Source organism: Amycolatopsis sp. NPDC005003 (assembly GCF_053600695.1).
In genome coordinates, this window is sequence record NZ_JBSGAI010000001.1 from 456,766 (window position 1) to 469,065 (window position 12,300).

At 70.7% G+C, this 12,300-nt stretch carries 12 protein-coding genes; 6 read left to right on the forward strand and 6 right to left on the reverse strand.

The window, feature by feature from the left end; translation table 11 throughout:
* Positions 1-86: 86 nt before the first annotated feature.
* The 3 genes from ACWED2_RS02210 to ACWED2_RS02220 are packed head-to-tail and all read left to right on the forward strand — an operon-like array spanning position 87 to position 2,208.
* Positions 87-593, forward strand: a complete 507-nt coding sequence (locus ACWED2_RS02210; protein WP_449688582.1) for a YbaB/EbfC family nucleoid-associated protein — start codon at positions 87-89, stop codon at positions 591-593.
* 14 nt (positions 594-607) lie between these two features.
* Positions 608-943 carry a hypothetical protein gene (locus ACWED2_RS02215; protein WP_449688583.1) on the forward strand — a complete coding sequence of 112 codons (336 nt, stop codon included), beginning with the start codon at positions 608-610 and terminating at the stop codon, positions 941-943.
* The gene (locus tag ACWED2_RS02220) at positions 940-2,208 is read left to right on the forward strand and encodes a hypothetical protein (protein ID WP_449688584.1); all 1,269 of its coding nucleotides are present in this window, start codon (positions 940-942) and stop codon (positions 2,206-2,208) included. The genes ACWED2_RS02215 and ACWED2_RS02220 overlap by 4 nt, the downstream gene beginning before the upstream one ends.
* A 1-nt stretch (position 2,209) precedes the next feature.
* Here the strand turns inward: ACWED2_RS02220 and ACWED2_RS02225 are convergent, their stop codons facing one another.
* The 4 genes from ACWED2_RS02225 to ACWED2_RS02240 all read right to left on the reverse strand — a co-directional run bounded on the left by ACWED2_RS02225 (position 2,210) and on the right by ACWED2_RS02240 (position 7,862).
* Positions 2,210-3,364: an acyl-CoA dehydrogenase family protein gene (locus tag ACWED2_RS02225; RefSeq protein WP_449688585.1), complete on the reverse strand. Its 1,155-nt coding sequence runs from the start codon at positions 3,362-3,364 to the stop codon at positions 2,210-2,212.
* A complete protein-coding gene (locus ACWED2_RS02230; RefSeq protein WP_449688586.1) occupies positions 3,361-5,346 on the reverse strand; it encodes an acetyl-CoA carboxylase biotin carboxylase subunit in 1,986 nt (661 codons plus the stop codon). The genes ACWED2_RS02225 and ACWED2_RS02230 overlap by 4 nt, the downstream gene beginning before the upstream one ends.
* A 5-nt stretch (positions 5,347-5,351) precedes the next feature.
* The gene (locus tag ACWED2_RS02235; protein ID WP_449688587.1) at positions 5,352-6,965 is read right to left on the reverse strand and encodes a carboxyl transferase domain-containing protein; all 1,614 of its coding nucleotides are present in this window, start codon (positions 6,963-6,965) and stop codon (positions 5,352-5,354) included.
* Between the two features lie 126 nt (positions 6,966-7,091).
* The gene (locus ACWED2_RS02240) at positions 7,092-7,862 is read right to left on the reverse strand and encodes an SGNH/GDSL hydrolase family protein (protein ID WP_449688588.1); all 771 of its coding nucleotides are present in this window, start codon (positions 7,860-7,862) and stop codon (positions 7,092-7,094) included.
* Between the two features lie 273 nt (positions 7,863-8,135).
* Between ACWED2_RS02240 and ACWED2_RS02245 the strand changes: the two genes are divergently transcribed.
* The 3 genes from ACWED2_RS02245 to ACWED2_RS02255 all read left to right on the forward strand — a co-directional run bounded on the left by ACWED2_RS02245 (position 8,136) and on the right by ACWED2_RS02255 (position 9,818).
* The gene (locus ACWED2_RS02245; RefSeq protein WP_449688589.1) at positions 8,136-8,603 is read left to right on the forward strand and encodes a hypothetical protein; all 468 of its coding nucleotides are present in this window, start codon (positions 8,136-8,138) and stop codon (positions 8,601-8,603) included.
* A 71-nt stretch (positions 8,604-8,674) separates the two neighbouring features.
* The gene (locus ACWED2_RS02250) at positions 8,675-9,262 is read left to right on the forward strand and encodes an SACE_7040 family transcriptional regulator (protein ID WP_167454987.1); all 588 of its coding nucleotides are present in this window, start codon (positions 8,675-8,677) and stop codon (positions 9,260-9,262) included.
* Positions 9,263-9,311: 49 nt separating this feature from the next.
* On the forward strand, positions 9,312-9,818 hold the full coding sequence (locus ACWED2_RS02255) for a hypothetical protein (protein ID WP_449659945.1): 507 nt from the start codon (positions 9,312-9,314) through the stop codon (positions 9,816-9,818).
* A gap of 8 nt (positions 9,819-9,826) precedes the next feature.
* Here ACWED2_RS02255 and metX read toward each other — a convergent pair whose 3' ends face one another.
* Both metX and ACWED2_RS02265 read right to left on the reverse strand, forming a co-directional pair.
* A complete protein-coding gene (metX, locus tag ACWED2_RS02260) occupies positions 9,827-10,936 on the reverse strand; it encodes a homoserine O-acetyltransferase MetX (RefSeq protein ID WP_449688590.1) in 1,110 nt (369 codons plus the stop codon).
* Positions 10,933-12,237, reverse strand: coding sequence for a bifunctional o-acetylhomoserine/o-acetylserine sulfhydrylase (locus tag ACWED2_RS02265; protein ID WP_449688591.1), 1,305 nt, complete (start codon positions 12,235-12,237; stop codon positions 10,933-10,935). Before ACWED2_RS02265 ends, metX begins: the two co-directional genes overlap by 4 nt.
* Between the last annotated feature and the right edge of the window lie 63 nt (positions 12,238-12,300).

Here is a 12,300-nt window from a genome sequence, read left to right on the forward strand (position 1 = left end):
GCCGGTGGCTCCGTCCGTGTCATCCGCAGTTCAACGGGCGCTGATTGACTTCTCCTGTTCACGACCTCCTTTGCGAGAAGGACAAATTGACCCAGTCAGTGCCCGACGGCGACGCCTTGGCCGCGTTCGGCGCGGAGCTCGCGGAGATCCAGGCAAGAGCCGCGGCAGCCCAGGAAAAACTCCAAGCCGCCACGGCCAGCGTGCAATCGCCGGACGGAGCGGTCTCGGTGACGGTCGGCCCGAGCGGGGTCCTGCAGGACCTCCGGTTCGGCCCTCGCGCGTACGAGCGGCCCCCGCAAGCCCTTTCCGGCTTGGTGATGCAGCTGGTCGGCCGCGCGCAGCAGAAGGTCTCGGCCCAGGTCGCCGAGGCGTTCAGCGGCATGGTGGGCGAGAACTCGGCCGCCCGCGGGCTGCTCGACGAGTTCCTGCCGTCGCCCGAACCGGACGAAGGAACGCCACCCGGCAAGAGCGAGGTGTTCATGCCGGAGCAAGAGGTGCCGCCTGCGCACCGCCCGCCGCCACCGCAGCACGGTCCGCCGCGTCGCCGTCCCCGGCCCGAGCCGGACGAAGACGACGAGAGCAACCCCTGGTAGGAGGGAAGGGAACCGTGGTTTCCGGAGCAGGATTCTCGGTCGACCCGGCCGAGCTGCAGAAGTTCAGCCAGTTCCTGTCGGGCACCACGCAACCGGCGGTGCAGGACGCCGCGAACCGGATGCAGGCCGCCAACGGGTTCGACAACGCCGCGTTCGGCATCCTGCTCGCGCAGGTGCTCGCCGTGCCTTCGCGGATCACGATGGCGGTGATCACCGGCGAGATCGGCAAGCTCGCCGGGGACATCGGCAAGTCCGCGGCCGACGTGAAGAAGGCGGCCGAAACGTACGCCACCCACGACTCGAACACGGCGCAGGGTTTGAGCACCTTCGAGACGGAGCTGGGCAAGTGACCGTTCCCATCACGGCGTCGAACTCCACGACCGGGGCCGGCGTCTTCGACAGCTGGAAGCAGGTCGGCGACTCGATCGGCAAGGTCCGGACCGAGCACGGGGGCGACCTCGCGGCCGTCAGCGTGGAGCTGGGCATCAACCTCGTCAGCGCCGCGCTCGACACCGTCGCGTTCGTCATGGACCCGCTTTCGAAGCTGATCGCCGCGGGCCTGGGCTGGCTGATCGAGCACGTCTCGTTCCTGAAGTGGCCGCTGGACCAGGTCGCGGGCAACCCGTCGGAGGTCACGAAGGTCGCCAACGAGCTGCACAAGATCGGCGAAAGCCTGCGCAACACCGGCGAGGACCTCGACAAGACGCTCAAGTCGACGATCACCCAGTGGCAGGGCAAGGGCTACGACAGCTTCAAGAAGTCGATCGACGACCGGAAGGGCTGGATCGACGCGAACGCGAAGGCGTCGGACGTCGCCGGCTACATGGTCGAGACCACCGGCGCGCTGATCGCCGCGGTCCGCGCGCTGCTGCGCGACATCATCACGACGATCCTGGGCGACATCATCTCGACGATGCTGATCGCCCTCGCGATGGCCGCGTTCACCTTCGGCGCGTCGATCGCCGTCGGGGTGAGCAAGATCGTCGTGCAGGTCTCGGTGCAGGTGGCGGCGATGGCGGCCAAGCTCGCCAAGGTCGTCGCCTACGCCGGGCGCACGCTGGCCCGGCTCACCGGGCTGTCGAAGCTGGTCAAGGGGAAGCCTGGCTCCTCCTCGAGCGCGGGCCACGAAATGACGCCGGTGCCGCGCCCGGGCGGCGGGAACACCGTGCCCAACTTCTCGCGGCCGCTGCCGCCACCGCCGGGCACCGCGGTCACCCACAACACGCCGGGGGCCGGCGGCGCCACGCCGAGCACCCGGCCGCCGGGCGACGGCACCGTGCCGAACTTCTCGCGCCCGCTGCCACCCCCACCCAAGCCCGCGCCGCCGAAGTCGCACCTGAGCGACCACGACATCTCGACCATCAAGAAGCACGAGGACTGGCTGAAGACGAAGTTCGGCGACAGCTACAAGAAGACGAAGTTCGTCGAGGACTGGCTGAAGGCCAAGCACCCGGACTACTTCCCGATGCTGAAGGCCCTCTCCGACGCCAAGAGCTCGAAGAACTTCGTCGGCTGGGCGGGCAAGGACATCGTGCAGGTCGACCGCGGCCTCACCGACATCCAGATGCAGGCGGAAGCCGCGTGGGCCGAGGAGGACAAGAAGCAGCAGCCCTGAATCAGGCCACGCCGAGGTGGCGCGAGATCAGCATCTTCTGGACCTCGCTCGTCCCCTCGCCGATCTCCAGGATCTTCGCGTCGCGGTAGAAGCGGCTCACCGGGAACTCGTTCATGAACCCGTAGCCGCCGAAGATCTGCGTGGCGTCGCGCGCGTTGTCCATCGCCGCGTTCGACGCCACCAGCTTCGCGATCGACGCCTCCTTCTTGAACGGCTCGCCGCGCAGCATCTTCGACGCCGCCTGGTAGTACGCCAGGCGGGCGGTGTGCGTGCGGACCTCCATGTCCGCGATCTTGAACTGGATCGCCTGGTACTCGCCGATCCGCTTGCCGAACGCCACCCGGTCCTTCACGTAGCGCAGGCACTCGTCCACGCAGCCCTGCGCGAGACCGACCGACAGCGCGGCGATCGCGACCCGGCCTTCGTCCAGGATGGACAGGAACTGCGCGTACCCGCGGCCGCGGACGCCGATCAGGTTCTCCACCGGCACCCGAACGTCCGAAAAGGACAGTTCGTGGGTGTCCGAGCAGTTCCAGCCGACCTTCGAGTACTTGGGCGCCACGGCGAAGCCCGGCGTGCCGGACGGGATGAGGATCGCCGAGATCTCCTTGCGGCCGTTCTCCATCACGTCGGTGACCGCGGTGGCGGTGACGAACCGGGTGATGTCCGTGCCCGAGTTCGTGATGAACGCCTTGCTGCCGTTGACCACCCACTCGTCGCCGTCCTGGCGAGCGCGGGTGCGCGTCGCGCCGGCGTCCGAGCCGCCGCCCGGTTCCGTCAGGCCGAAGCCGCCCAACGCCGTCCCCGCGCACAGGTCGGGGAGCCACTTCTCCTTCTGCTCCTGCGTCCCGAATCGGTAGATCGGCATGGCGCCGAGGGAAACCCCTGCTTCCAGGGTGATCGCGACCGAGGAGTCGACCCGGGCCAGCTCCTCCAGCGCCAGGCACAGCGCGAAGTAGTCGCCGCCCATGCCGCCGAACTCCTCGGCGAACGGCAGGCCGAACAGGCCCATCTCGCCCATCTTCGCGACGATCGCGTACGGGAATTCTTCCTTCTCGTACAGCTCGCCGATCACCGGCGCGACCTCGGCGTGCGCGAAGTCCTCGACGGTCTTGCGGAGGGACTCGTACTCCTCGTCCAGGCGAAAGTCGATCACTGCTGCTCCTCGTGGGGCGTCACTACGGCTAGGGTTTCGTCGAGCGCGACCTGTTGGCCGGCCCGGACGGGGAGCTCGCTGACCACGCCGTCGATCGGCGCGGTGACCGTGTGCTCCATCTTCATCGCTTCGACGACCAGCAACGGCGTCCCGGCGCGCACGACGTCCCCGGCCGCGACCTTCACCACGAGCACCGTGCCCGGCATCGGGCTGGTGACCGGCCCGGCCCCGGCGGCCTCGCCGCGGGACGAGAGCACGAACTCCTGGTCCCCGAAGGGGAAGCTGAGCCCGTCACGCGCGAGCCAGACCGTCCGATCCGGACCGCAGGCCTGCCGGTAGCGGTGGAACCCGCCGGCGTGCCGGACCTCCAGAACGTCGCCGTCACGCCGGGCCGACACGTGCACCGGCGACGCGTCGTCGACGAACACCGTCGCCGCGGCGGGCGTGCCCTGCACCCGGACCACCGCACGGGCGGTGCCGGACTTCAGCCGGAACGTCACCCCGCCGGAGCCGCCCATCCGCCAGCCGTCCGGCACGTCCCACGGGTCCACGACGGGCCCGGACGGCTGCAGTTCGAGGAACCGGTCCAGCGCGGCCGCCACGAAGAACTCCGCGGGCACGTCCGAGGAGACCAAAGTGGACAGCCGCCGGTCGACGAGTTCGGTGTCGAGCTTGCCCGCTCGGACATCGGCGTCGGCCAGCAGGCCGCGCAGGAACGCCGTGTTCGTGCCGATGCCCAGCAACGCCGTGTCGGCCAGGGCCAGGTCGAGCCGGTGCAGCGCGGCCGCGCGGTCCGGGCCCCAGGCGATGACCTTGGCCAGCATCGGGTCGTAGTTCGAGCCGACCACCGCGCCCGGCGTCATCCACGAGTCGACGCGGACGCCGTCGCCGGATGGCTCGTGCACCGCCAGCACCGTGCCGCCGGTCGGGATGAAGCCGCGCGCCGGGTCTTCGGCGTACACGCGCGCCTCGACGGCGTGGCCGTTCAACACCACGTCGTCCTGCGCCACGGAAAGGTGTTCCCCCGCCGCCACCCGGACCTGCCACTCGACGAGGTCGAGGCCGGTGACCAGTTCGGTGACCGGGTGCTCGACCTGCAGCCGGGTGTTCATCTCCATGAAGAAGAACTCGTCGGGGTCGTGGGCCGACATGATGAACTCGACGGTCCCGGCGCCGACGTACCCGACCGAGCGCGCGGCCTCGGCCGCCGCCGAGCCCATCTTCTCCCGCGTCGCGGGATCGAGCAGCACCGAAGGCGCTTCCTCGATGATCTTCTGGTGCCGCCGCTGCAGGCTGCACTCGCGCTCGCCGAGGTGGATGACGTTGCCGTGCGTGTCGGCCAGCACCTGGATCTCGATGTGCCGTGGAGTCGTGACGAACCGTTCCATCAGCAGCGTGTCGTCGCCGAAGGACCCCTTGGCTTCCCGCCGCGCCGACTCGATCGCGGCGTCCAGCTCGTCGGGCGCGTGCACCAGCCGCATGCCCTTGCCACCACCGCCGGCGGACGGCTTGAGCAGCAGCGGGTAGCCGACTTTCGCGGCGGCCGAGGCGAAGTCGCCGTCCGGGATGTCCACATCGGACGCGCCGGGCACGACCGGAACACCGGCCGCGGACACCGTCGCCTTGGCGCGGATCTTGTCGCCCATGGCGTCGATCGCCGCGACGGGCGGCCCGATGAACACCAGCCCGGCGGCCTCGCAGGCGCGCGCGAACTCGGCGTTCTCGGCCAGGAAGCCGTACCCCGGGTGCACCGCCTGCGCACCGGAGGACACCGCGGCGTCCACAATGGCCGGAATGTTCAGGTAACTGCGAGCGGCCTCCGCCGGGCCGATGCGCACGGCCGTGTGCGCCTCCCGGACGTGCCGCGCGTCGGCGTCCGCGTCGCTGTACACGGCGACCGCGCGGATGCCGAGTGCTCGCAGCGTGCGGATGACCCGGACCGCGATCTCGCCCCGGTTCGCGACCAACACTGAGTCGAACATGCCCCTCACATCCGGAAGACGCCGTAGTTGACCTCGGCCAGCGGCGCATTGGCCGCGGCCGAGAGCGCGAGGCCGAGCACGGTGCGGGTGTCCGCCGGGTCGATGACGCCGTCGTCCCACAGCCGCGCGGTGGAGTAGTACGGGCTGCCCTGAGCCTCGTACTGCTCGCGGATCGGGTCCTTGAACGCCTCTTCGTCCTCGACGGACCATTCGCCGCCGCGGGCCTCGATCGAGTCGCGGCGGACGGTCGAGAGCACCGAAGCCGCCTGCTCGCCGCCCATCACCGAGATCCGCGCGTTCGGCCACATCCACAGGAACCGCGGCGAGTACGCGCGGCCGCACATCGAGTAGTTGCCCGCGCCGAACGAGCCGCCGATCACGACGGTCAGCTTCGGCACCCGCGCGCACGCCACCGCCGTGACCATCTTCGCGCCGTGCTTGGCGATGCCGCCCGCCTCGTACGCGCGCCCGACCATGAAGCCGGTGATGTTCTGCAGGAACAGCAGCGGGATCGAGCGCTTGTCGCACAGCTCGATGAAGTGCGCGCCCTTCATCGCCGACTCGGCGAACAGCACGCCGTTGTTCGCGATGATGCCGACCGGGTGGCCGTGGATCCGGGCGAAGCCGGTGACCAGCGTCGACCCGTACTCCTTCTTGAACTCGCCGAACCGGCTGCCGTCGACGATCCGGGCGATCACCTCGCGCACGTCGTAGGGCACGCGCGGGTCGGTCGGCACGACGCCGTACAGCTCGGCCGGGTCGACGGCGGGCGCTTCGGTCGGCAGGACGTCCCAGGGACGCGGGGTGCGCGGCCCGAGCGTCGATACGATCGAGCGGACGATCCGCAGCGCGTGGGCGTCGTCGTCGGCCAGGTGGTCGGTGACACCGGACTGGCGGGCGTGGACGTCGCCGCCGCCGAGCTCTTCCGCCGTGACGACCTCGCCGGTCGCCGCCTTCACCAGCGGCGGGCCGCCGAGGAAGATCGTGCCCTGGTTCCGGACGATCACGGCTTCGTCGCTCATCGCCGGGACGTACGCGCCGCCCGCGGTGCAGGAGCCGAGCACCGCGGCGATCTGCGGGATGCCGCGCGCGGACATCGTCGCCTGGTTGTAGAAGATCCGGCCGAAGTGTTCACGATCCGGGAAGACCTCGTCCTGCCGGGGCAGGAACGCGCCGCCGGAGTCCACCAGGTAGACGCACGGCAGGTTGTTGTGCAGCGCGACCTCCTGGGCGCGCAGGTGCTTCTTCACCGTCATCGGGTAGTACGTGCCGCCCTTGACGGTGGCGTCGTTGGCGACGACCACGCACTCCCGGCCCGAAACCCGCCCGACGCCGGTGATGATGCCGGCCGACGGCGCTTCGTCGTCGTAGAGGCCGTTCGCGGCCAGCGGGGACAGCTCGAGGAACGGCGAGCCCGGGTCCAGCAGCGTGTCGACGCGGTCGCGCGGCAGCAGCTTGCCGCGCTCGACGTGCCGGGTGCGGGCCTTCTCCGGCCCGCCGAGCCGGGCGGCCGACAGGCGTTTGCGGAGGTCTTCCACCAGCTCCGCGTGGGAGGTGGCGTTGCGGGCGTAGGCCTCGCTGTCCGGGGCGGCGGCCGTCCCCAGTACCGGCGTGTCCATGGGCTCCCTCGACGTTAGCGGTCGTTAACCTCCGCCTCGATGTTAGCGACCGCTAACGTGGGTGTCCAGTCGCCGGAACGCGCGAACGGCCACCCCGGCGGACCGGGGTGGCCGTCACGGGGCAGATCAGCCGATCGCCGCCCGCAGCGGGGCGTAGTAGCCGCCCGACTGCCCGGCCGCGGTCGGGTGATAGGACTCGATCACCGGCCAGGTCAGGCTGTGCAGGTAGTCATCCGCCGACGAGCAGATGTTGTGCCCGGCGAACGACGGCCGGACGTCGACGAAGGTCGCCCCCGCCGAGGCCGCCCGCGACTGGGTCACCGACGCGAGCGCGTCCGCGCCGGAGTTGATCGCCGACCGCTTGGTGTCGCTCAGCCCCACCCAGCAGGAGCCGGGCACGGTGTAGAAGCGCGGGTAGGACAGGACGACGAGCCGGGCACCCGGCGCCTTGGCCTTGATCGCGTTGTAGGTGTTGGTCAGCAGCGGCGGGAACGTGTTGTTCACGTACGCCTTGGCCGTGTTGACGCGGTTCACGCAGTCGGAGTCACTGCCCAGGGTGCAGGTGGTGATCACGTCGCTGAACCCGGCGTCGTTCCCGCCGACGGTCACCGTGACGAGCGTGGCCGACGAGGGGATCGAGTTCGCCTGGTTGATCACGTCCCCGGTCTTCGCCCCCGAGCAGGCGAGGAACGTGAACGAGGTGCCGCTGTGGGCGTTGGCCCACAGCTGCGAGTAGGCCTTGGAGCTGCGGTAACAGCTCCCGGAACTGCCGTAGCTGCCGGCTCCGACCCCCGAGGAGTAGGAGTCGCCGAGCGCGGCGTAGACGGTGCCGGCGGCTTGGGCGAGGCCCGTGACGCCGAGACTGGCAAGGACAACGGCCCCCAGGGCCGTGCTCAACCGTAGGAGGGATCGCCTGAAATTACGGGTGGGAACAGCCATGGGTCACTCCTTTGTGACAGGGCCGACCCAAATAGAACAGCAGGTGGGAGGCTGACAAGGAACCCCTTGTTACCGGTAGGTACCCACTCGGCCCACACCGGAAGTGTGAAACATCAGCGGTTCGTCAGCGACATTCGAGTGAATAGGCCGTTTGCCCCTCAACCACCGGCCCGCGCCACGCAATTACCCGGGGAAGCCCCGGCGACCGGGGCTCGACGAGAGGGGACTCCGATGGCGTTCACACGCAAAGCCGTCGCCGGCTTGATCACCGTCGCCGCGGGCCTGGGGCTGGCCGCGGCGACCACGGGCACCGCCGCGGCCGCGGAAAGCGGCTCCTGGCGCGCCTACGGCAACACCAACCCGATCACCTCCAGCTCCGCCACGTGGCACTGCGCCGGCTCGAAGACGATCGCCACCAGCGTGCTCGCCCAGGTCTGCGCGATCAGGTCGGCAAGCGGGGCCTCCGTGCAGGGGGCGGTGATCGTGCGCAACAACCGGACGGCCCTCTTCTCCGCGTACGCGGCCATGGACCTGTACACCTCGGCCGGGACCGAACTCGGCCTCTGGTCGTGCGCGTCGTCGGGCGTCGCGGCGAACTCCTGGTCGGTTTGCTTCGGGCGGGTTCTCACCCAGAGCGCCTCGGTGAACTCGATGGGTACCGCCAAGGGCGTGAACCTGGGCACGTCGCCGTTCGTGTGATCCGGCCCGGCCGGCATCCGCCCCGGACCGGGACGTTAGCGCTCGCTAACCTGCCGCTCTACTATGACCGGATGCCGGCCAATCCCACCCCTCTCGTGAACGGCGAGAAGGCGAGCAGGCGCGAACAGATCCTGTCCGCGGCCGCCGAGCTGTTCGCCCACCACGGCTTCCACGGCGTCGGCATCGACGACATCGGCGCCGCGGTCGGCATCTCCGGCCCGGGGCTGTACCGGCACTTCCGCAGCAAGGACGCGATCCTCGGCGAGATGCTGAACTCGATCAGCCGCTACCTGCTCGACGGCGGCACGGCCCGTGCGGCCCGGCCGGGTGCGCCGGACGACACGCTGACCGGCCTCGTGCGGTTCCACGTCGACTTCGCGCTCGCGCACCCGGCGTTGATCACCGTTCAGGAGCGCAACCTCGCCAACCTCACCGACGCCGACCGCAAGCAGGTGCGCGCGCTCCAGCGCCAGTACGTCGAGGTGTGGGTGCGCGTGATCCGCGAGGCCGTCCCGGAGCTGGGCGAACGGCAGGCGCGGTCGGCCGCGCACGCCGTGTTCGGACTGATCAACTCGACCCCGTACAACCGCCATCTCGGTGATGACGAACTCGCCGAACTGCTCTGCCGGCTCGCGCTGGGTGCCCTTCGCGCGGCCTGATGGCCATCGGCGGATCAAGGTATCCCGCCGAGCGCCGTCGTGGTGTTTGATGGGGCACGTGGACCCGGATTGGAGCGAGCAGGAGCGCCGGCTCGTCGAGAAGGCCCAGCGCGCGTTGACGGCGCTGAGCCTCGGCGACGACGCCGAAGCGCTGGGCGAGGTCGCCCCGACGGCGGCCGAGCCGCAGGCCCGCGCGGACGAGACGAAGGCCCTGATGCTGCTGCTCTTCGGCGAGTGCAGTGCGATGGTCTCCACCCTCGGCGACGGCGGCAGCGCCCCGGTGAAGGTCCAGGTGTTCGACGAGGACGGCGAAGAGGTCTCGATCGACCAGGCCGACCCGCCGGTGCGGACCGCGGTCCGCACGCTGCTCGCGGAAGTCCACGGCAACACCGAGGCCGCGCAGGAGCAGGTCGAGATCGCCCTCGCCAACGCGGCCCCGGACGAGGTCGACAGCCTCGTCCTGCAGGCGCTGCGCTGGACCATCCGGCTGTCGGTGGAGTGCCTGGACCGCGACCTGCCGGTGGCCCCCTGGATCTCCGAGGCCGTCTCCGACTAGGGCTTCCCTCAGCCGAGCAGGTGCTTCACCAGGGCGGCGATCTGACCGGTTTCGATGAGGAACGAATCGTGGCCGTAGGGCGACGACACCACCGACGGCTCCGGCGTACCCGGGATGCCGGCCGCGATCTCCGCCGACTGGTGGAGCGGGTAGAGCCGGTCGCTGTCGACGCCGGCGACCACCGCCCGGGCGGTCACCCGGCCCAGTGCCGCCGCCACGCCGCCGCGGCCGCGGCCGATGTCGTGGGTGTTCATCGACTCCGTCAGCACCAGGTAGCTGTTCGCGTCGAAGCGGCGGGCCAGCTTGGCCGCGTGGTGGTCCAAATAGGACTCCACGGCGAACCGGCCGCCGCGCAGGGGGTCTTCGCCGTCCTGCGGCGAACGGCCGAACCGCTGCGCCAGCTCCGGCTCGCTGCGGTAGGTGACGTGCGCGATCCGGCGGGCGATGCCGAGCCCGGCCACCGGTCCCGAAGGCGCCGAGTAGTAGTCGCCGCCGTGGAACGCCGGGTCGCTGCGGATCGCGTGCAGCTGCGGGGCGGCCCAGGCGATCTGCTCGGCCGACGCCCGCGCGGTCGACGCCAGCACCAGCACCGAAGCCACCCGCGAAGGCAACGACACCGCCCACTCCAGCGCGCGCATCCCGCCCATCGACCCGCCGATGACGGCCGCCCACCGGCCGACGCCCAGCGCGTCCGCCAGCGCCGCTTCGGCCGCGACCTGGTCCCACACGGTCACCACCGGGAACCGGCTGCCCCACGGCGTCCCGTCCGGATCGGGGGACGACGGCCCGGTCGAGCCCTGGCAGCCGCCGAGCACGTTCGGGACCACGACGAAGAACTCGTTCGTGTCCATCGCCTTGCCCGGCCCGATCAGCGCGTCCCACCAGCCCGCGCTCGGGTGCCCCGGCTCGGCGGGCCCGGCCGCGTGGCTGTCCCCGGTCAGCGCGTGCTCGACGAGGATCGCGTTGGACGCGTCGGAGTTCAGCGTCCCCCATGTCTCGTACGCGAGCGTGAAGGACGGCAGCACGCCACCGGCCTCGAGCGCGAGCGCGCCGGGGCCGGTGACGAACTTCCGGCGGCCCGGCGGGTCGCCGGCCCGCCAGGCGCCGGTGACGGTCACAGTTCCGCCTTGGCCGCCCGGAATCCGGCCTCGAGGTCGGCCTTGAGGTCCTCGATGCCCTCCAGCCCGACGGCGAGCCGGACCAGCCCGGGCGTGACGCCGCTGGAGAGCTGCTCCTCCGGCGTCAGCTGGCTGTGGGTGGTCGACGCCGGGTGCACGATCAGGCTGCGGACGTCGCCGATGTTCACCAGCTGGCTGTGCAGCTCGGTGCCGTCGACGAACTTCCGGCCCGCCTCGACGCCGCCGCGCAGGTCGAACGACAGGACCGCGCCCGCGCCGCGCGGCAGGTATTTCTGCGCGTTGGCGTGGTGCGGGCTCGACGGCAGGCCGGCGTAGTACACCTTCTCGACCTCGTCGCGCTGCTCCAGCCACTCGGCCAGCGCCTGCGCGTTCGAGACGTGCCGCTCGAGCCGCAGCGACAGCGTCTCGATGCCCTGCAGGATCAGGAAGCTGTTCAGCGGCGAGATCGCCGCACCGGTGTCACGCAGGATCTGGACGCGCGCCTTGGCCGCGTACGCGCCCGGGCCGAGCGCCTCCCAGTACTTCAGGCCGTGGTAGCTCGGGTCGGGCTCGTTGAAGCCGGGGAACCGCTCCGGGTCCTTGCCGAAGTCGAACGTCCCGCCGTCCACCAGCACGCCGGCCACCGTGGTCCCGTGGCCGCCGAGGTACTTCGTCGCGGAGTGCACGACGACGTCGGCGCCGTGCTCGATCGGGCGCAGCAGGTACGGCGTCGGCACGGTGTTGTCGACGACGAGCGGCACCCCGGCCTCGTGCGCGACGTCGGCGACGCCGCGGATGTCCAGGACGTTGCTGCCCGGGTTGGCCAGCGTCTCGGCGAAGAACAGCTTCGTGTTCGGCCGGACGGCGGCGCGCCACTGCTCCAGGTCGTCCTGGTCCTCGATGAAGGTGACCTCGACGCCGAGCTTCGGCAGCGTGTAGTGGAACAGGTTGTAGGTGCCGCCGTAGAGCGACGGGCTGGAGACGAAGTGGTCGCCGGCGCCGGCGAGGTTCAGGATCGCCGCCGTGGTCGCGGCCGAGCCGGAGGCGAACGCCAGCGCCGCGACGCCGCCCTCGAGCGCGGCGAGGCGCTGCTCCAGCACGTCCTGGGTCGGGTTCATGATCCGCGTGTAGATGTTGCCGGGCTCGGCGAGGCTGAACAGGTCGGCGCCGTGCTGGCTGTCGCGGAAGACGTACGACGTCGTCTGGTAGATCGGCGTCGCCCGCGCCCCGGTGGCCGGGTCCGGCGCGGCGCCCGCGTGGATCTGCTTGGTCTCGAAGGACCACGCCGAAGTCTCGGTCATCGGTTTTCTCCTTGCGGCTCAAGGGGTTCGTGGAAGGGCTGCCGGGACGAAGCTACTTGCGCC

Coding starts and splice junctions, on each gene's coding strand:
- ACWED2_RS02245 (WP_449688589.1), top strand. CDS start 8,136: ATGGCGTTCACACGCAAAGCCGTCGCCGGCTTGATCACCGTCGCCGCG.
- ACWED2_RS02265 (WP_449688591.1), bottom strand. CDS start 12,237: ATGACCGAGACTTCGGCGTGGTCCTTCGAGACCAAGCAGATCCACGCG.
- ACWED2_RS02235 (WP_449688587.1), bottom strand. CDS start 6,965: ATGGACACGCCGGTACTGGGGACGGCCGCCGCCCCGGACAGCGAGGCC.
- ACWED2_RS02255 (WP_449659945.1), top strand. CDS start 9,312: ATGGGGCACGTGGACCCGGATTGGAGCGAGCAGGAGCGCCGGCTCGTC.
- ACWED2_RS02250 (WP_167454987.1), top strand. CDS start 8,675: ATGCCGGCCAATCCCACCCCTCTCGTGAACGGCGAGAAGGCGAGCAGG.
- ACWED2_RS02230 (WP_449688586.1), bottom strand. CDS start 5,346: ATGTTCGACTCAGTGTTGGTCGCGAACCGGGGCGAGATCGCGGTCCGG.